General features: G+C 54.8%; 16 protein-coding genes. 11 read left to right on the forward strand and 5 right to left on the reverse strand.

Translation table 11 applies throughout. From position 1 onward, the window contains the following. Window positions 1-198: 198 nt before the first annotated feature. Window positions 199-1,527, reverse strand: a complete 1,329-nt coding sequence (locus tag AAGQ96_RS02210; protein WP_147194560.1) for a hemolysin family protein — start codon at window positions 1,525-1,527, stop codon at window positions 199-201. 552 nt (window positions 1,528-2,079) lie between these two features. Here AAGQ96_RS02210 and AAGQ96_RS02215 point away from each other — a divergent pair. From AAGQ96_RS02215 to AAGQ96_RS02225, 3 genes are read left to right on the forward strand one after another with little or no spacing between them, the layout of a single operon-like run. Further along, window positions 2,080-3,795 carry an autotransporter assembly complex family protein gene (locus tag AAGQ96_RS02215; protein ID WP_342755511.1) on the forward strand — a complete coding sequence of 572 codons (1,716 nt, stop codon included), beginning with the start codon at window positions 2,080-2,082 and terminating at the stop codon, window positions 3,793-3,795. Beyond that, window positions 3,792-7,565, forward strand: a complete 3,774-nt coding sequence (locus tag AAGQ96_RS02220) for a translocation/assembly module TamB domain-containing protein (protein WP_342754715.1) — start codon at window positions 3,792-3,794, stop codon at window positions 7,563-7,565. Before AAGQ96_RS02215 ends, AAGQ96_RS02220 begins: the two co-directional genes overlap by 4 nt. Then, window positions 7,566-7,919, forward strand: a complete 354-nt coding sequence (locus AAGQ96_RS02225) for a gamma-glutamylcyclotransferase (RefSeq protein ID WP_147194569.1) — start codon at window positions 7,566-7,568, stop codon at window positions 7,917-7,919. It begins immediately after the preceding gene. 93 nt (window positions 7,920-8,012) lie between these two features. Here the strand turns inward: AAGQ96_RS02225 and ppa are convergent, their stop codons facing one another. Continuing rightward, window positions 8,013-8,540: an inorganic diphosphatase gene (gene ppa / locus AAGQ96_RS02230; RefSeq protein ID WP_147194572.1), complete on the reverse strand. Its 528-nt coding sequence runs from the start codon at window positions 8,538-8,540 to the stop codon at window positions 8,013-8,015. Between the two features lie 11 nt (window positions 8,541-8,551). Further along, window positions 8,552-8,719, reverse strand: coding sequence for a hypothetical protein (locus AAGQ96_RS02235; protein WP_168199583.1), 168 nt, complete (start codon window positions 8,717-8,719; stop codon window positions 8,552-8,554). Window positions 8,720-8,862: 143 nt separating this feature from the next. On the opposite strand from AAGQ96_RS02235, the gene AAGQ96_RS02240 reads away from it, so the two are divergent. Continuing rightward, window positions 8,863-10,425 carry a methyl-accepting chemotaxis protein gene (locus tag AAGQ96_RS02240; RefSeq protein ID WP_342754716.1) on the forward strand — a complete coding sequence of 521 codons (1,563 nt, stop codon included), beginning with the start codon at window positions 8,863-8,865 and terminating at the stop codon, window positions 10,423-10,425. A 174-nt stretch (window positions 10,426-10,599) separates the two neighbouring features. On the opposite strand, the gene fbp is transcribed toward AAGQ96_RS02240, so the two are convergent. Further along, a complete protein-coding gene (gene fbp / locus AAGQ96_RS02245) occupies window positions 10,600-11,598 on the reverse strand; it encodes a class 1 fructose-bisphosphatase (protein ID WP_147194578.1) in 999 nt (332 codons plus the stop codon). Between the two features lie 168 nt (window positions 11,599-11,766). Between fbp and mpl the strand changes: the two genes are divergently transcribed. Next, window positions 11,767-13,122 carry a UDP-N-acetylmuramate:L-alanyl-gamma-D-glutamyl-meso-diaminopimelate ligase gene (mpl, locus tag AAGQ96_RS02250; RefSeq protein ID WP_342754717.1) on the forward strand — a complete coding sequence of 452 codons (1,356 nt, stop codon included), beginning with the start codon at window positions 11,767-11,769 and terminating at the stop codon, window positions 13,120-13,122. A 90-nt stretch (window positions 13,123-13,212) separates the two neighbouring features. Here mpl and yjgA read toward each other — a convergent pair whose 3' ends face one another. After that, a complete protein-coding gene (yjgA, locus tag AAGQ96_RS02255) occupies window positions 13,213-13,755 on the reverse strand; it encodes a ribosome biogenesis factor YjgA (protein ID WP_342754718.1) in 543 nt (180 codons plus the stop codon). A gap of 162 nt (window positions 13,756-13,917) precedes the next feature. On the opposite strand from yjgA, the gene pmbA reads away from it, so the two are divergent. The 6 genes from pmbA (at window position 13,918) to AAGQ96_RS02285 (ending at window position 18,175) form a co-directional block, all read left to right on the forward strand. Then, window positions 13,918-15,258, forward strand: coding sequence for a metalloprotease PmbA (gene pmbA / locus AAGQ96_RS02260; protein WP_147194586.1), 1,341 nt, complete (start codon window positions 13,918-13,920; stop codon window positions 15,256-15,258). A gap of 413 nt (window positions 15,259-15,671) precedes the next feature. After that, the gene (locus AAGQ96_RS02265; RefSeq protein ID WP_342754719.1) at window positions 15,672-16,010 is read left to right on the forward strand and encodes a glycine dehydrogenase; all 339 of its coding nucleotides are present in this window, start codon (window positions 15,672-15,674) and stop codon (window positions 16,008-16,010) included. 19 nt (window positions 16,011-16,029) lie between these two features. Continuing rightward, window positions 16,030-16,392: an SFCGS family glycine-rich protein gene (locus AAGQ96_RS02270; RefSeq protein ID WP_147194592.1), complete on the forward strand. Its 363-nt coding sequence runs from the start codon at window positions 16,030-16,032 to the stop codon at window positions 16,390-16,392. A gap of 2 nt (window positions 16,393-16,394) precedes the next feature. Next, window positions 16,395-16,691 (forward strand): DUF4312 family protein, encoded by a 297-nt coding sequence (locus tag AAGQ96_RS02275; protein WP_147200498.1) that lies wholly within the window; start codon window positions 16,395-16,397, stop codon window positions 16,689-16,691. Window positions 16,692-16,743: 52 nt separating this feature from the next. Continuing rightward, on the forward strand, window positions 16,744-17,520 hold the full coding sequence (locus AAGQ96_RS02280) for a DUF4311 domain-containing protein (RefSeq protein WP_342754720.1): 777 nt from the start codon (window positions 16,744-16,746) through the stop codon (window positions 17,518-17,520). A 10-nt stretch (window positions 17,521-17,530) separates the two neighbouring features. Continuing rightward, window positions 17,531-18,175, forward strand: a complete 645-nt coding sequence (locus AAGQ96_RS02285) for a DUF4310 family protein (RefSeq protein WP_147194598.1) — start codon at window positions 17,531-17,533, stop codon at window positions 18,173-18,175.

Here is an 18,175-nt window from a genome sequence, read left to right on the forward strand (position 1 = left end):
GATGAATATATTATGGCGGGCGGCAGGAGTCTATTTTTTCGCTTATCCTCCTGCCCGAATTCGGATTTTTGGCCGATTTCAGGCAGGAGATAATAAGCGATATTACCGTTGATATTTTAATCCATTACCAAAATGCCACGTAGTCTTTATTCACTTTGCAGAGACGTTTCATTCTGGCGTGGCCATGATAGTTTTCGTTTACTCTTCCACAATCTTTGTCAGTACAGCCGCCGCCGCCGTTGGGCGTGCATCAATTCGGGTCACCAGCAGCTGATCGATACGGTAACTGTCGATATCAACGACTTCGAATTTATAGCCGTGGAATTTCACAAAGTCGGTACGTTTAGGGATTTTGCGCAGCATATACATCATAAAGCCGCCGATAGTTTCGTAGTTTCCTGACTGTGGAAACTCGTCGATATGCAGTACGCGCATCACATCGTCAATCGGCGTTCCGCCTTCCACCAGCCATGAGTTTTCGTCGCGAGCCACAATCTGCTCTTCCATGCCCTGGCCGACCAGATCGCCCATCAGCGTGGTCATCACGTCGTTAAGCGTAATGATGCCGACCACCAGCGCATACTCATTCATGATCACCGCAAAGTCTTCGCCCGCGGTTTTAAAACTTTCCAGCGCTTCTGAAAGCGTTAGCGTATCCGGCACAATCAGCGCAGAGCGTATCTGCACGCCGCTGTTCAGCGCCATACTCTGATTGCCCAACACGCGCAGCAGCAGCTCCTTTGAGTCGACGTAACCGACGATATGGTCAATATCATCGTTACAGACCAGGAATTTTGAGTGAGGATGATTGGCAATCTTTTCTTTCAGGCTCGATTCGTCTTCGTTCAGATTGAACCAGACAACGTTTTCTCGTGAGGTCATGGAAGAGGGAACCGTGCGTGATTCCAGTTCGAACACGTTTTCAATCAGCTCATGCTCCTGCTTACGCAGCACACCCGCCAGCGCACCTGCCTCTACCACCGCATAAATATCGTCAGATGTAATATCGTCTTTACGCACCAGCGGGATTTTAAACAGGCGGAAAATGATGTTGGCACCGCCGTTAAAGAACCACACCAGCGGCCGGAAGATAAACAGGCAGAAACGCATTGGATTGATAATTTTTAGCGCAACCACCTCAGGCGCAATCATGCCCAGCCGCTTGGGAAAAAGATCGGCAAACAGAATGAAAAGGCTGGTGACCACGGTGAAAGAGGCAATAAAGCTGAGCTGTTCAGCCAGCACCGGGCTGGCTATCCGATCAAACAGCGAACGGAAAGCGGGGGAGAAGGCGGCATCGCCCACCACACCACCGAGGATAGCGACCGCGTTCAGACCAATTTGCACCACGGTGAAGAACATGCCGGGCGTTTCCTGCATTTTCAGCACGCGCTGGGCATTGATGTTGCCGTCATCCGCCAACAGCTTCAGCTTAATTTTGCGGGCGGCTGCCAGTGAAATTTCGGAAAGAGAAAAAAACGAGCTGATCGCAATCAGCAGGAAGATGACAAGCAAGCTGTCTAACATAGAACATCCATAAAATGGCTCGGCTTAGTGGCTTTCGGATGAAAGCGCGCCAAAGCAGGCCTTGAGTTAATTACCTGTCATTTTTGGCCTGGGCAGCGCATGAGAGAGAGGTTTATCTCCTTTCAGCGAGGCTGGGCTATCCGTGCCAAAAATGTCTGCATCCGCCGAAAGAGCCGGGGGCAGAATTCAGTCAACAGGCCACAACGGGGCCACAGCTGTGAATTATAGCTGTGGTGACGATTGCTTACAATTACGGCGCTAAGCAGAGTTTTCTTGCCGGAGAGCAGGAAAAGAAGGCTGAGATTAGTCTGAGTCGGGTGGAAATGTTTGTGTAACCTCCCTTTCGATCGTCATCCCGAGTTGTAACGTGTCGATTCTTTGCACACAATACGTCAAAAATTTGGCTTTTCGAATAAAAAGAGGTTCGGGCGCGATAAAAAGTTGCCATGCTTAGAATCCAAAGCCGTATCGTCATTCAGAGGTTGTGCCCAGCTGGAATCAGGGCCGGCAACAAAATCAGGAGTTAGCGTGCCACGAATTCATGTTTATTGCATGTTATGTCTGATCGCTGCCGCACCCGCCGCCCAGGCGGCAACGGTGCGCTTGCAGGTGACAGGATTGTCAGGGGAATTACAGAAAAACGTCCGTGCAAGGCTTTCTACCATCTCTGGCGAAGAAGTTTCCGCAGATGGGCGCTTTCGCGCGCGCGTTAGCGATGCCGTAAAAGAAGGACTGAAAGCGCTCGGTTATTACGATCCGACGATTGAGTTCGAGCTTCAGCCTCCGCCAGCGGGCGGCAAGCGGCCCGTACTGTTAACTAAAGTCACGGCGGGCGAGCCGGTGAAGCTGGCCGGTGAAACGGTAATTATTCGCGGAGAAGCCCGTACCGACGCGGATTACCAGGAACTTCTGCGCAGCGGCAAAGGGAAAATCGGCGGCGTGCTGAATCACGGCGACTACGACAGCTTTAAAAGCTCTCTGAGCAATATGGCGCTGCGTAAAGGCTATTTCGACGGTGACTACCGTAAAAGCCAGCTGGGCGTGTCCGTTGAGCGGCGCGAAGCCTTCTGGGATATCGACTACGACAGCGGGCAGCGCTATCGCTTTGGCGATGTCAGCTTTGAGGGATCGCAGATCCGCGAAGAGTATTTGCAAAACCTCGTGCCGTTTAAAAAAGGCGACTACTACAGCTCGCGAGATTTGGCCGAGCTGAACCGCCGCCTGTCCGCTACGGGCTGGTTCAACTCGGTAGTGGTCGCGCCTCAGTTTGATCAGTCCCGAAAAACCAAGGTTCTGCCGCTGCATGGCGTGGTCAGCCCGCGTACCGAAAACACCATTGAAACGGGCGTCGGCTATTCCACCGACGTGGGGCCGCGAGTAAAAGCCACCTGGAAAAGGCCCTGGGTCAACTCTTACGGCCACAGCTTTACCACCAGCGCCAATATCTCCGCGCCGGAGCAGCAGCTCGACTTCAGCTATAAAATTCCGCTGCTAAAAAATCCGATTGAGCAGTATTACCTGTTGCAGGGCGGCCTGAAAAGAACCGATCTGAACGACACTAAATCCGATTCCTCCACGCTTGCCGCGTCGCGCTATTGGGAATCGTCCACCGGCTGGCAGCGGGCCGTCAACCTGCACTGGAGCCTGGATCACTTTACGCAAGGTAACGTTACCAACACCACTATGCTGATCTACCCCGGCGTCAGTATTAACCGCACGCGTTCACGCGGCGGGCTGATGCCGACATGGGGCGATTCGCAGCGGTACTCGCTGGACGTTTCTGATACCAGTTGGGGATCGGACATCGACTTTGCCGTTGTGCAGGCGCAAAACGTCTGGATACGCACGCTGGCCGACAAACACCGTTTTGTCGCGCGTGGCAATCTCGGCTGGATCGAAACCAATGACTTTGAACGCGTCCCGCCGGATTTGCGCTTCTTCGCCGGTGGCGATCGCAGTATTCGCGGCTACAAATATAAAGGCATCTCGCCACGTGATGACGACGGCAAGCTGACCGGTGCCTCCAAACTGGCAACCGGATCGCTGGAATATCAGTACAACGTAACCGGTAAGTGGTGGAGCGCGGTGTTTATCGATTCCGGGGAAGCGGTCAATGACATCAAGCAAAGCAACGTGAAAACCGGTGCCGGTTTTGGCGTGCGCTGGCAGTCGCCGGTCGGGCCGATCAAACTGGATATTGCTCGCCCCGTCGGCGACAGCGAAGACAGAGACATACAATTTTATATCGGACTGGGGCCTGAACTATGAGTCGCTGGAAAAAGGTCCTTATTGGTATCCTGATTTTTCTGCTCGTGCTGCTGGGCAGCATTACGTTTTTAATCGCTACCACGCCTGGTCTGCACCTGCTGTTAAGCGCGGCCGATCGCTGGGTGCCTGGGTTGGCCATCAAGAAGGTCGAGGGCGGCTGGCGCAACCTCACGCTGAGCGGCGTGCAGTATGAGATGCAGGGCGTCACGGTGAACGCCGGTGAGTTTCATCTGGCGGTGCAGCTGGGCTGCCTGAAACAGAGCGCGTTTTGCGTTAACGATCTGTCGTTGAAAGACGTCAACGTTGTGGTCGACAGCAAAAAAATGGCGCCTGCTGCGCCAGCGCCTGCCGAAGAAGAGAAATCTTCCGGCGATCTCAGTACGCCTTATCCGATTACTTTACGGCATCTGGCGCTGCATAATATCAACGTGAAGGTTGATGACACGGCGATTTCACTGGCCGATTTCACTTCCGGTATCAACTGGCAGCAGCGTGCGCTGACCCTGACGCCGACGCATATCCAGGGGCTGCTGATCGCACTGCCGAAAGCAGCCAAAGTGGCGGATGAGCAGGTCGTGCAGCCGAAAGTTCAGCAGCCGAAAGCCGAGGAGCCGCCGCTGGGCGAAACGCTGGAAGCGATGTTTGCCAAGCCGCTGCTGCCAGACTTCCCCGACTTCAAAATGCCGCTGGATGTCGACGTGCAGCAGATCCTGGGCGAACAGCTGCGCATTACCGGTGATACCGATATCGCCGTAACCCGTCTGCTGGTCAAAGCGAAAACGCAGGATCGCCTGCTGCATCTTGAAACGCTGGATGTCGATTCGCCGCAGGGGCAGCTGAACGCGCAGGGTCAGGCGACGCTTGCCGACAGCTGGCCGGTTAACTTCACGCTCTACAGCTCGCTGAATCTCGATCCGATCAAGGGCGAGAAAATAAAAATGACCCTTGGCGGCGGTCTGCGCGAACAGCTGAACATGGCGCTTAACCTTTCTGGCCCGGTGCGGGTTCAGCTGGCTGCGCAAACGAAGCTGGCAGAAGCCGGGCTGCCGCTGGCCATGACGCTGCAAAGCCCACAGCTGCGCTGGCCGCTGACTGGCCCGGCGCAGTATCAGGCAGACAACGTTAATTTCAGTATCAAAGGCAAAGCGACGGACTATGTGATGTCGCTGAAAACGGCGCTGCAAGGCGAGGCCATTCCGCCTGCCACGCTGACGCTTGACGGCAAAGGCAACACCGAACAGTTCTCGCTCGACAAACTGCGGCTGGCTGCGCTGGAGGGCAACACCGATCTCACGGCGCTGGTGGACTGGAGCAAGGCTATTAGCTGGCGGAGCGAACTGACGCTCTCTGGTATCAATACTGCTCGCCAGTATCCTGACTGGCCAGCAAAACTGGACGGCAAAATCACCACGCGCGGCAGCCTGTATGGCGGAAGCTGGCAGATGCGGGTTCCCGAGCTGACGCTGCGCGGCAACGTGAAGCAGAATGCGGTAAGCGCTAACGGCTCGCTGTATGGCAACAGCTATAACCAGTGGAATATTCCCGGCATCAAACTGACGCTGGGCCGCAACAACATTAATCTGCAAGGTTCGCTGGGCGACAAGCTGGCACTGGATGCGGACATTGATGCGCAGCATCTGGATAACGCCCTGCCGGGATTGGGCGGCGTCGCCAAAGGCACGATTAAAGCGCGGGGCGATTTAAAAGCGCCGCAGCTGTTGGCCGATTTGACCGCGACTGGCCTGCGCTGGCAGGCAATGAGCATTGGCCGGGTTTCCCTGCAAAGCGATGTTCGTTCTGGCGAGCAGATCCAGGGCAAGCTGGCGCTGCGCGTGGAGCAACTGAAGCAGGACGCGCTGGCAATCTCCCAGCTGAATCTGGATGCCAGCGGCAGCGAAAAGCAGCATCAGCTAAAGCTTGTGGTCAACGGCGAACCGGTCGCGGGCCAGCTTCAGCTGAACGGCAGTTTCGATCGCCAGGCGCAGCGCTGGCAGGGTACGCTCAATAATACCCGCTTTGATACGCCAGTTGGCGAATGGCGGCTGTCACGAGCCATTGCGCTCGATTATCTCAACAGCAAGCAGACGGTCTCGATTGGCGCGCACTGCTGGCAGAATCCAAACGCGGAGCTTTGCGTGCCGCAAACCATTGAAGCCGGGCCTTCTGGCCATGCGAAAGTGGTACTTAACCGTTTCGATTTGGCGATGATCAAGCCTTTCCTGGGCGACGGCACCAAGCTTGGCGGCGTGTTCAATGGTAACGCGGACGTCAGCTGGACAGCGGATGGCGCGCTGCCGCAGGGGAGCGTTTCCCTGAAAGGCAACGGCGTGAAAGTTGAACAGGATGTGGATGGCAACACGCTGCCCATCGCCTTTGACACGCTGAATCTCAACGCGGCGCTGCGTAATGGCCGGGCACAGCTGGACTGGCTGATCCGTATTGCTAAAAACGGACAGCTGGACGGCAACGTACAGATCGCCGATCCCCAGGGAAGGCGCACGCTGTCCGGCAACGTCAATATTGCCAATATCGATCTGGCTATGCTCAACCCGGCGTTGATGAAAGGCGAAAAAGTCGCGGGCTTGCTGAACAGCAATCTGCGTCTGGGCGGCAGCCTGCAAAAGCCACAGGTTTACGGTCAGCTTGGCCTGAAAAACGTTAACGTGGACGGCAGTTTTATGCCGGTTGATCTGACTGCCGCGAACCTTAACATGATATTTAACGGCATGAGTTCAACGCTGGAAGGGCTGATACAGACTTCCCGCGGGCAGCTGACGTTAAGCGGCAACGCCGACTGGGCGCAGCTTGATGCCTGGCGCGCCCGCATCGCGGCGAAAGGAGACAAAATTCGGGTAACGGTGCCGCCGATGGTGCGGATGGATGTTTCTCCCGATCTGGAGTTCGAAGCTACGCCACAGGCGTTTAATTTAAACGGCCGCGTGGATATTCCCTGGGCGAGAATTATCGTGCAGGAAGTACCGGAAAGCGCGGTGGGCGTGTCGTCAGACGAAGTCCTACTGGATAAAAACCTCCAGCCGATTGCGCCAAAAAGCACCGCGATCCCGATCAACAGTAATCTGGTTATTCACGTCGGCGACGATGTCCGACTCAGCGCATTTGGTCTGAAAGCGAAGCTGAACGGCGATCTGAAACTGGCGCAGGATAAACGCGGCCTGGGGCTGAATGGGCAGATCAATATCCCTTCCGGGCGCTTCCATGCCTATGGACAGGATCTGATCGTGCGTAAAGGCGAGCTGCAATTCTCCGGGCCAGCGAATCAGCCTTACCTGAACTTTGAGGCAATACGTAACCCGGAAGCAACAGAAGATGACGTGACGGCTGGCGTTCGCGTCACCGGTCTTGCCGATGAACCCAAGGCAGAAGTGTTCTCTGACCCGACGATGTCGCAACAGGAAGCGCTCTCTTATCTGCTTCGCGGACAGGGGCTGGACTCCACCGGCAGCGACAGTAGCGCATTAACTTCCGCACTGGTTGGATTGGGGCTTGCACAAAGTGGGCAGGTTGTGGGTAAAATCGGGGAGACGTTTGGCGTGAGTAATCTCGCACTGGATACGGCTGGCGTTGGCGACAGTCAGCAGGTTCAGGTCAGCGGCTACGTACTGCCGGGTCTACAGGTAAAATACGGTGTTGGCATATTTGATTCACTGGCGACCTTAACCCTGCGTTATCGCCTGATGCCGAAACTCTATTTAGAAGCGGTGTCTGGAATTGACCAGGCACTCGATGTGCTCTATCAGTTTGAGTTTTAAATGCGAATAATTGTCTACGGCAGCCTGAGGCGTAAGCAAGGCAACAGTCACTGGATGACCAATGGGCAGTGGCTGGGCGATCATCAGATCGCTGGCTACGCGTTGTATAATCTGGGCCATTATCCCGGCGTCGTTGTGGGTGACGGCCTGGTCTATTGTGAGGTTTACCGGATAGATGCGTCCACGCTGGGTGAGCTGGATGCGCTCAGAACCAAGGGCGGTGAATACAAGCGCGAACTGGTGCAAACGCCGTATGGCAGCGCCTGGCTGTATGTCTACCAGCGTTCGGTAGAAGGTAAGCAACATATAGAAAGCGGTGACTGGTTGTTGCGCAACGCATCAGATCCAGCCTGATTGCTGACAAATAAAAACACCGCTCATTGAGCGGTGTTTTTTTTACTGCTTTGCAGCGCAGGGCGCACAAGGCAGCAGCGTTCGGGCGGCAAATTACTTCTTAGCGCGCTCGAAAGAGGCAACGATTTCAGCTTTAGCTGCTTCAGCGTTGTCCCAACCTTCTACTTTCACCCATTTGCCTTTTTCCAGCGCTTTATACTGCTCGAAGAAGTGAGTGATCTGAGCACGCAGCAGCTCTGGCAGGTCGTTCACATCTTTGATGTGATCGTACTCTTTGGTCAGTTTGGTGTGCGGAACCGCAACCAGTTTGGCATCTTCGCCAGACTCATCGGTCATTTTCAGCACGCCAACCGGACGGCAGCGGATCACTGAGCCAGGCTGTAATGGGTAAGGAGTTGGTACCAGTACGTCTACCGGGTCGCCATCCAGAGACAGAGTGTGGTTGATGTAGCCGTAGTTGCACGGATAGAACATCGCTGTAGACATAAAGCGGTCAACGAACAGGGTGCCGGAATCTTTATCTACTTCGTATTTGATCGGATCGGCATTTGCCGGGATCTCAATAACAACATAGATATCTTCTGGCAGGTCTTTACCCGCTGGAACCTGGTTCAAACTCATGGTTAATTCCTTTAGTCAGTCTTAATCAAGTGACGCTCATTATAGCCAACTGAATCTGAAAGTATCCCCCCTTTTTGGCCTTTAGGAATGCTCCAGTATTGCGCTGAAACGCCATCGACCGTTTTCGACAGATTGATAAAATGCCCGGTTTTTATCGTGTCGCGTTTCACCGCAATCATCGCTCAAAATTGATCCAGATCAACTAAAGACGTTTCACTGGCGATGCGAACCCTCCGACCGCTAAAGATCGCTTTTAGCGGCCCGATAAGTCAGTTGTGCTTATATATTTCGTCACAGAGACTCGATTGAGGATTACGCCGCAATGATGAAGAAAATTTCAATTCGCACAGGATTAACCCTCCTGATGATTACCATGACGCTGATGTTACTGGCGGTCAGCGTGATGGGCATTACCGCCATCAACAAGGGCAACCGCTCGCTGGATGTGGTTAATCGTATCCAGGGTGCTGAACTGAACAGCCTGTTTAGCGCCAATACTTATCTGTTACGCACCCGCACGATTTCTGCGTTAGCAGCCAGAAAGATGCAAACGGGCCAGACGGAGCAGGCCAGGGAAGTGATTAATCAGGCTGATGATTTTGTTCAAAATGCCAATGATGAATTCAGGCAGTTTATCAATGCCGGAACGGTGACCGCCCAGGGCAAGACCATGGCTGATGCGTTAGCGGCCCATTATCAGCGATACCTCGCCGAGGGAATTAAACCGATGATTGCTGCCTTACAGGCAAATGACCTCAATACTTATTATCAGCTGCTGGAAGAAAAGCTAACGCCGTTGAATACGTCGTTCAGGCAGTCGGTCGATCGGTTCCGTATGTTTGCTGACCAGACCACGAAGCAGCAGCTGGCTGAAGCGGCCTGGAATCAGAAAGTGCTAATGGCGCTGATCGTTTTTTGCGGTGTACTGACGGCAGTACTGCTGGCGGTCTCCTGGACGCTGATGCGGGAAATCCTGCTCAAGCCGCTGAATGTTGCCGTTGAACATCTGGAATCTGTTGCCGCGGGGGATCTGACTCAGACTCTGCCCGAGAGCGGGAAAAATGAGCTGGGCCGCCTGAATGGCGCCCTGGCTGCAATGCAGGCTTCGTTACAGCTTTCCGTCAGTCGGGTACGGGATGCCAGTCTGCAAATTGACGTGGGCAGCCGCGAGCTCTCTTCCGGCAACCTGAATCTTTCACAACGTACGGAAGAGTCGGCGGCCTCGCTGGAACAGACGGCGGCCAGCATGGAACAGTTAACCGCGACCGTGAAGCTGAATGCGGAGAACGCCTCTCAGGCACATCAGCTGGCGCAATCCGTTTCTGTCAGCGCCGGGCGGGGCAGCGATGCGGTCGGCCAGGTGATGGAGAAAATGCAGGAAATCACCCGCAGCTCAACACGCATTGGCGACATTCTTGGGGTCATTGATGGCATTGCCTTTCAAACCAATATCCTGGCGCTAAACGCGGCGGTGGAAGCCGCCAGGGCTGGCGAGCAGGGCAGAGGATTTGCCGTGGTTGCTGGCGAGGTTCGCACGCTGGCGCAGAACAGTGCGACGGCGGCAAAAGAGATCCGGGAGCTGATTGCCGAATCACAGAGCCGGGTCAGTGAAGGATCGCAGATGGCGACCCGGGCGGGGGAAACCATGGACAATATCGCCAGCGAAGTCACGCGCGTAACGTCACTGATGAGGGAGATCTCCAGCGCGTCGCAGGAACAAAGCCACGGTATTGAGCAGGTTAACATCGCGGTCACTCAGATGGATGAAGTGGCGCAACAGAACGCCGCGCTGGTGGAGCAGGCAGCCGCGGCTACTCAGTCACTGGAGGAGCAGTCCCGGCAGCTGGTTCAGTCAATGGCGGCATTTAAAATTAGTCTGGCGTGAGAAGGGGCAAACAGCTGACGAACCTGTAGCGTCGGTGGCAAAGGATTACGGGCCCGGCTCGGCCCGTAAAGCGCAGACATGGACGGCGCTTTTTATACACGCATGCTCTCTGTACAGAGCCATCTCGGGGATCGTTCAATCACCCGAGATGTTTTCAGCAACAGAACGGTGAGGTTATGCGTCCGGGAATTCGCGCAGGAAGCGTTCCTGATCCTCTACCATTTCGGTATTACCGACAAAGAACGGCGAGCGCTGGTGCAGCGTTTCCGGCACCAGGTCGAGGATACGATCGCGGCCGTCGCTGGCTTTACCACCGGCTTGTTCAGCCAGGAATGCCATGGGGTTGCATTCATACAGCAGGCGCAGCTTGCCTTTCGGATGGCTGGCGGTGCTTGGATACAAGTAAATGCCGCCTTTCAACAGGTTACGGTGGAAGTCTGCCACCAGTGAACCGATATACCGCGAGGTATAAGGACGACGGGAAACCTTGTCTTCTTCCTGACAGAACTTAAGGTACTTTTTCACGCCCTGTGGGAAGCGGATATAATTTCCTTCGTTAATGGAATAGGTGTAACCCTTTTCCGGGAAGGTCATTTTTTCTGCGCTGAGACAGAACACGCCCAGTGACGGATCGTAGGTAAAGGCATGCACGCCGCAGCCGGTGGTATAAACCAGCATGGTGGAAGAACCGTAGACAACATAGCCTGCGGCAACCTGCTGGCTGCCTGGCTGAAGGAAATCTTCCTCAGTAACCGGCGTGCCTGGTGGCGTAATACGACGATAGATAGAGAAAATGGTGCCGACAGAAACGTTGACGTCAATGTTGGAGGAGCCATCCAGCGGATCCATCAACACGACATATTTGCCATTTTCCACGCCTTCAAAGATGACGATTTCGTCTTCTTCTTCTGACGCGATACCCGCCACAATGCCACGCGCTTTCAGCGCGGCTTTGAGCTTCTCATTGGCAAACAGATCGAGTTTCATCTGCTGCTCACCCTGCACGTTTTCCACTCCGCTGGCGCCAAGAATATCGACCAGACCAGCCTTGTTGATGTCACGGTGAATGATTTTCGCGCCCAGTTTGATGGCGGAAATCAGTGCCGTCAGTTCACCAGTGGCGTGAGGAAAGTCGTGTTGTTTCTCGACTATGAATTCGCCTAACGTTTTCATAACACAATCCCTGAATCTGCGGTTGAACAGCAGCCTGCGAAACAAGCTGCCAACATATACCCGGGCAGTTTAGCCGAATGAAGGGTAAAGAACATAGGGCAAATCCGTTTCTTCCGCACGATGAGGACGGTACACTGTGCGCCGGACATTCCAGTTAACGGATCTTTTATGCGTATTCATATCCTCGGTATCTGCGGCACTTTCATGGGCGGTCTGGCAATGCTGGCCCGATCGCTGGGTCATGACGTTACCGGTTCGGATGCCAACGTTTACCCGCCAATGAGCACGCTTTTAGAAAAGCAAGGCATTGATTTAATTCAGGGTTACGACGCGTCCCAGCTCGATCCTGCACCCGATCTGGTGATCATCGGTAACGCGATGACGCGCGGTAATGCCTGCGTGGAAGCGGTGCTGGAACGTAACATTCCCTATCTTTCCGGGCCGCAGTGGCTGCATGATTTTGTACTGCGTGACCGTTGGGTGCTTGCCGTCGCCGGAACGCATGGAAAAACCACCACAGCGGGCATGGCAGCGTGGATTTTACAGGCTTGCGGGCTGGAACCGGGCTTCGTTATCGGCGGTGTGCCGGGGAATTTCGAGGTTTCCGCAACTTTAGGAAAAAGCCCATTCTTCGTTATCGAAGCGGATGAATACGATTGCGCCTTTTTCGATAAGCGTTCCAAATTTGTGCATTACTGCCCGCGTACGCTGATCCTCAACAACCTTGAATTCGATCATGCGGACATTTTTGACGATCTGCGCGCTATTCAGCGGCAGTTCCATCATCTGGTGCGTATCGTGCCGGGACAGGGCCGCATTATCCTGCCTGAACAGGACAGCAACCTGAAACAGGTGATCGCCATGGGATGCTGGAGCGAGCAGGAAAGCGTAGGGGAAACCGGCCGCTGGCAGGCGAAGAAACTGACGCCGGACGCCTCGCACTGGGAAGTCTGGCTGGATGGCGAGCGCGTGGCGGAAGTGAACTGGTCGCTGGTTGGCGAGCATAATATGCATAACGGCATGATGGCTATCGCTGCGGCACGGCACGTAGGCGTGAAGCCGGAAGACGCCGGACTGGCGCTGAATGATTTTATCAACGCTAAGCGTCGTCTGGAGCTGCGTGGCGAAGCCAACGGCATCAAGGTTTACGATGATTTTGCTCATCATCCCACCGCGATTTTGGCCACGATGACCGCTTTGCGCAGCAAGGTTGGTGGACGGGCGCGTATTCTGGCCGTGCTGGAACCGCGTTCCAATACCATGAAAATGGGCGTTAGCAAAGACGATCTGGCGCCGGCGCTGGGCCGTGCGGATGAGGTGTTCCTGCTACAGCCGCACCATATTCCGTGGCAGGTATCTGAAGTGGCCGATGCCTGCGTGCAGCCTGCGCACTGGAGCGCTGACGTAGATACGCTGGTCGAGATGATCGCCAAAACGGCACAGTCGGGCGATTATATTCTGGTGATGAGTAACGGTGGGTTTGGCGGCATTCATCAGAAGCTGCTGGACAGGCTGGCGAAATAATTCAGGCCGGGCGCCGGCGTTTTTATAGCAGCCAGACCGGCCGGTAATAGAGCCGGACAGTCTGGCCTGCCATAAAAGGCTCGCTGAGCCTTAAAAGGCTTCAGCCAGCTCGCGCAGATACTGGAAAATCTGGCGGGAAGCTTTTGGCGGCTTGTTAGTCGCTTTCTCTTTTTGCGCATTACGGATCATCTGACGCAGCTGCTGACGATCGGCATCCGGGTAGAGCGCCAATACGTCCGGCATCGCATCATCACCGGTTTCAATCAGGCGATCGCGCAGCACTTCCAGCTTATGGAACAGCGCAACCTGCTGGTTGTGACGGTTCTTCAGCTTGTCCAGCGCCTGACGAATAGGATCTTCTTCACGCGAACGCAGCATTTTCCCAATCAGCTGTAGCTGACGGCGACGTCCTTCTTTTTTAATCTTCTGTGCGAGCTCAATAGCGGCACGCAAATCATCATCCAGCGGGATTTTATCCAGCGAATTCTTACTCAGTTCAACCAGTTCGGCACCCAGGCGCTTAAGCTCCTCGGCATCGCGTTTGATCTCACTTTTACTGACCCAGATAATCTCTTCGTCTTCTTCTTCGTTATCTGGTACGTCATCGAGCCAGTCGTCGGGCTGTTTGGTCATGGGAGGCTCCCTAAAAAAGAGGCTAATGCTATCAGGAAACTCAGGGCACTGCGAAATTGTTCGCTGAGTCTGTTAGACTCAAATCATCCCTAATCACTAAAGAGTCTGGAAATCTGGCGATTTTTGCCCGGAGCAGCCCTCTGTTAATTATATGGTAGGTCAATGAAATTACTCTCCCAAGTTGCAGAACAGCGTAAAACCCTCGAACAGGCGGTAGCGACAGCACTCGAACTGGCTAAAGTCAGCACCGATGGGGCGGAAGTTGCCGTGACCAGAACCACCGGTATCAGCGTCAGCACCCGCTATAGCGAGGTGGAAAACGTAGAATTCAACAGCGACGGCGCCCTGGGCATCACCGTTTATCATCAGAACCGTAAAGGCAGCGCGTCTTCCACCGATCTCAGCCCCGACGCCATCAAGCGCACCGTGCAGGCGGCGATTGATATTGCGCGCTATACCTCGCCGGATCCTTACGCTGGCGTGGCCGATCGCGAACTGCTGGCGTTCGATGCGCCCGATCTGGATCTTTTCCATCCCACCGATCTCGATCCGGATCGGGCGATCGAGCTGGCGGCTCGTGCGGAAGAAGCCGCGCTGAAATCCGATTCACGTATAACTAACACCGAAGGCGGCAGCTTTAACAGCCACGTCGGTATTAAAGTGTTCGGTAACAGCCACGGTATGATCCAGGGCTATTCCTCCAGCCGCCATTCGATTTCTGCCAGCGTGATTGCCGAGGCGGATGGCGACATGGAACGTGACTATGCCTACACGATTGGACGCGCGATTGGCGATCTGCAAACGCCAGAGTGGGTAGGTCAGGAGTGCGCGCGCCGCACGCTGTCGCGCCTGTCGCCGCGTAAGCTTTCAACGATGAAAGCGCCGGTAATCTTTGCTGCCGAAGTGGCAACAGGCTTGTTCGGCCATCTGGTTGGCGCGATCAGCGGCGGCAGCGTCTACCGCAAATCGACCTTCCTGCTGGATTCAATGGGTAAACAGATCCTGCCCGAGTGGTTGACGATTCAGGAACAGCCGCATTTGCTGAAAGGACTGGCCTCCACGCCATTTGACAGCGAAGGCGTTCGTACCGAGAACCGTGACATCATCAAAGATGGCGTCCTGCAAACCTGGCTGCTGACCAGCTATTCCGCCCGTAAGCTGGGCCTGCAAAGCACCGGTCACGCGGGCGGCATTCATAACTGGCGCATTAACGGTCAGGGCGACAGCTTCGAACAGCTGCTGAAAAAAATGGGTACCGGTTTAGTGGTGACAGAACTGATGGGCCAGGGTGTTAGCGGTATCACCGGTGACTATTCACGCGGCGCGGCGGGCTTCTGGGTGGAAAACGGCGTTATTCAGTATCCAGTGAGTGAAATTACCATTGCCGGTAATTTACAGGAGATGTGGCGCAATATGGTCACGGTCGGCAGCGACATTGAAACCCGCAGTAATATTCAGTGTGGTTCCGTACTGATTCCAGAAATGAAAATCGCCGGACAGTAAATTTAGCCTGGCGGTTGGCTAAACGTTATTATCCGTCGCCTGAACCGGGCCAGTAGCGTCCCGGTTCAGGCAGTTAAAACAGGGCCTTCCCCACCTTTTATTTTCAGCACCCTGATTAATTTATAAGTTTTTCCAATAGTTACCCTTCGCTATCTTCTCCCGCGTTCTGTTCCTGAGGGAATATTCCGTATTGAAAGCGTTTTAACGCTGCATTTAACGTTATTACAGCTTCGAAATTCTGTCCCTACAGGAAAAAACGCTTTTTGTACCCGCGATCACATCCCTTGATGCAATTTCCGTTTTGAAACGGAAAAAAAGCTGCTCCACACAAAGCGTTCCCGGCGTTAGTTTCTTTTTATCGCAAATAAACTGCGCTGCTAATCAAAGCCGCGGCGGGAAATAAGGGGAGTGCAATGGCAGATGGAGCCGTATCAATAAACATGTCGGCTGAGGAGTGCGCTATTCAGGCGCTGGCGGACAGGGTGATGAGTCAGATTGCCGACCTGTTTTTCGCTCAACATATCACTCCCACGCCGGTACAGCAGCAGATGCTGGTCTCACATGTGCGGGCAATGGCGCTGCGTTCCCGGACCGGCGAACCTCTGCCGGAAGTCGAGGAAGCGCTGTTTGAAGACATCTCGCCCGACTCAATGACGCTGGCCCAGCAGGTCGTGGATCTGTTCGGCAATCTGCCTGTTGAAGAGGCCTGGCTTTTATCCGTGCACTTCGAAGTCGCAAAAAACGAAGGCTAACCCTGTTAAGGAAATCACTATGTCACAAATCATTGTAGTTATTGGCGATCGTTTGGGTAAAGGCCAGAAAGTCGCGGCCGGAATTGAAAAAGCCGGCGGTAAAGCCGTGGTGGTGCCGGGGATGGCCGCCGACATGAAGCTGGGCGACGTGATGAAGGCTGAAAATGCCACTTTCGGCATCTCCTTCTGCGGCAGCGGCGGCGCGGGTGCTATCACCGCGCAAAACAAATATGGCTATAAAGCGAAACACGGCATGCGTTCCGTCGATGAAGGCGTTACGGCAATCAATGAAGGCGCAACCGTGCTTGGCTTCGGCTTTATGGACAAGGAAGAGCTGGGAGAGCGCCTGGTTCAGGCCTGGAACAAGAAGTACGGTGCCTGATGATGAAGGAACAATTTGCGACCACGGTGAAGGTCAGCGGCAAGGGTGACAGTAAAGAAAAAGCCTTTGCCGATGCGCTGAGCCGGGTACAAAACACGCTATTAAAATCGACCGGTAAGGTGCTGCTGCGCATTGAACCCGCTGAGGTAAAAGTGGTGCAGGCGTGGCAGCAGGTCAGAAAAGAAAAATTCCTGTTTTTCTTTCTGGCGCGGGAGAGGCGGAGCTATGGCGTTGAACTGGAAATTACCGTCAACGTCAGCATTGTCGACACCGCAAAGATCGATTTTGCCACGCGATAAAGCTGGATGGACATGACCTGAAAACGTTGGCGCGATCAATAAGGAAAACCAAATGTTTTTAATCATTTTATTTAAGTCGCTCATTATCGGCGGTCTGGTTGGTGTCGGCGTTGGCGCGGGTGCGGCGCGAATGTTCCATGCGCCAACGACCCAGGGGATGGGCGCTTTTCGTACGCTGGGTGAACTGAATTCCTGCGAGGGCGATCCGGCTTCGCATTTCTCTTTCGGCCTGGGTTTTTTCTTTAACGCCTGGGCCTCTTCCGTGGCTGCCGGCTCGTTTACGCAGGATGTGGATCACCGCATCATCCCGAACTGGGGGGCGGCCGCGCTGATGGTGAAAAACCGTAACGTGGCTGAAACGCTGCACGATCCGAAAAAAATGGCCATTGCCTGCGGCCTGATCGGCATGGTTGTTGTCGCTTTTCTCAATTCTACCGCGTCTGCGGTGCCCGCCGCATTGCAGGTGACGGCGGTAAAAGTGCTGGTGCCTGCCGCTAACCTGCTGGTGAACACGGTGATGCCGGTGATCTTCTGGCTGGCCGCCATCGATGCCGGTAAAAAGTCGGGCTTCTGGGCCACCATTTTTGGCGGCCTTGCCCAGCTGATCATGGGCAATGCGGTGCCGGGCCTGGTGCTGGGCATTCTGATCGGCAAGGGCGTGGAGGAGAGCGGCTGGAACAAAGTGACCAAAATCATGATGTTCGCCATCGTTCTGCTGTTCGTTCTCAGCGGCTTCTTCCGCGGCTTCGATATGAAAATGCTGCAATCCTTCCAGCTGGGCGTCCCGGGCTGGCTTGAGATGATCCACAACACCCTGAGCGGAAAATAAGGAGATGACAATGGAAGCATCTAAAAGCGGTTTCTGGTATGCCGACTGGTCTTTCCCGATTTTCGTCGGGCTGCTCTCCGCGGGCGTGTTTGCCGGTACGCATATGTATTACGTCTACGGGCTGGGCGCGTTCAATGAAGTCGCCTTTGTTTCCATGCTGCGAGCCGGAATGGAAACCGGCGTCTATGGCGCGGTGGCGGCGTTTGGCGCCAGCTTTCTCTTCGCCCGAATCATCGAAGGCTCGCTGGTCGGCATCCTGGATATCGGCGGCGCGATCCAAACGGGGATCGGGCTGGGCGTGCCTGCATTACTGCTCGGCGCGGGCATTGTCTTCCCGGTTGCCAACTTTGCCGCATCGCTGGCTACCGGGCTGCTGCTGGGGCTGGCCATCGGCTACGTCATTATTTTGGCCCGTAAATTCACCATCAATAACAGCGACTCAACGTATGGCGCAGACGTGATGATGGGCGCGGGCAACTCGTCCGGGCGTTTTCTCGGGCCGTTAATCATTCTGTCGGCCATGGCCGCCTCCATTCCTATCGGGCTGGGATCGCTGATTGGCGCGCTGCTGTTCTATCTCTGGAACAAACCTATCACCGGTGGTGCCATTTTGGGCGCCATGCTGCTGGGTGCGATTTTCCCGGTTGCGCTGTGA

It is taken from the genome of Pantoea sp. MBD-2R (assembly GCF_039134845.1).
Classification (GTDB): Bacteria; Pseudomonadota; Gammaproteobacteria; order Enterobacterales; family Enterobacteriaceae; genus Erwinia.

Excerpts from the sequence above, each read along its gene's own strand:
- AAGQ96_RS02210 (WP_147194560.1), bottom strand. The coding sequence starts at position 1,527 with ATGTTAGACAGCTTGCTTGTCATCTTCCTGCTGATTGCGATCAGCTCG.
- AAGQ96_RS02215 (WP_342755511.1), top strand. The coding sequence starts at position 2,080 with ATGTTATGTCTGATCGCTGCCGCACCCGCCGCCCAGGCGGCAACGGTG.
- AAGQ96_RS02220 (WP_342754715.1), top strand. The coding sequence starts at position 3,792 with ATGAGTCGCTGGAAAAAGGTCCTTATTGGTATCCTGATTTTTCTGCTC.
- AAGQ96_RS02225 (WP_147194569.1), top strand. The coding sequence starts at position 7,566 with ATGCGAATAATTGTCTACGGCAGCCTGAGGCGTAAGCAAGGCAACAGT.
- ppa (WP_147194572.1), bottom strand. The coding sequence starts at position 8,540 with ATGAGTTTGAACCAGGTTCCAGCGGGTAAAGACCTGCCAGAAGATATC.
- AAGQ96_RS02235 (WP_168199583.1), bottom strand. The coding sequence starts at position 8,719 with ATGATTGCGGTGAAACGCGACACGATAAAAACCGGGCATTTTATCAAT.
- AAGQ96_RS02240 (WP_342754716.1), top strand. The coding sequence starts at position 8,863 with ATGATGAAGAAAATTTCAATTCGCACAGGATTAACCCTCCTGATGATT.
- fbp (WP_147194578.1), bottom strand. The coding sequence starts at position 11,598 with ATGAAAACGTTAGGCGAATTCATAGTCGAGAAACAACACGACTTTCCT.
- mpl (WP_342754717.1), top strand. The coding sequence starts at position 11,767 with ATGCGTATTCATATCCTCGGTATCTGCGGCACTTTCATGGGCGGTCTG.
- yjgA (WP_342754718.1), bottom strand. The coding sequence starts at position 13,755 with ATGACCAAACAGCCCGACGACTGGCTCGATGACGTACCAGATAACGAA.
- pmbA (WP_147194586.1), top strand. The coding sequence starts at position 13,918 with ATGAAATTACTCTCCCAAGTTGCAGAACAGCGTAAAACCCTCGAACAG.
- AAGQ96_RS02265 (WP_342754719.1), top strand. The coding sequence starts at position 15,672 with ATGGCAGATGGAGCCGTATCAATAAACATGTCGGCTGAGGAGTGCGCT.
- AAGQ96_RS02270 (WP_147194592.1), top strand. The coding sequence starts at position 16,030 with ATGTCACAAATCATTGTAGTTATTGGCGATCGTTTGGGTAAAGGCCAG.
- AAGQ96_RS02275 (WP_147200498.1), top strand. The coding sequence starts at position 16,395 with ATGAAGGAACAATTTGCGACCACGGTGAAGGTCAGCGGCAAGGGTGAC.
- AAGQ96_RS02280 (WP_342754720.1), top strand. The coding sequence starts at position 16,744 with ATGTTTTTAATCATTTTATTTAAGTCGCTCATTATCGGCGGTCTGGTT.
- AAGQ96_RS02285 (WP_147194598.1), top strand. The coding sequence starts at position 17,531 with ATGGAAGCATCTAAAAGCGGTTTCTGGTATGCCGACTGGTCTTTCCCG.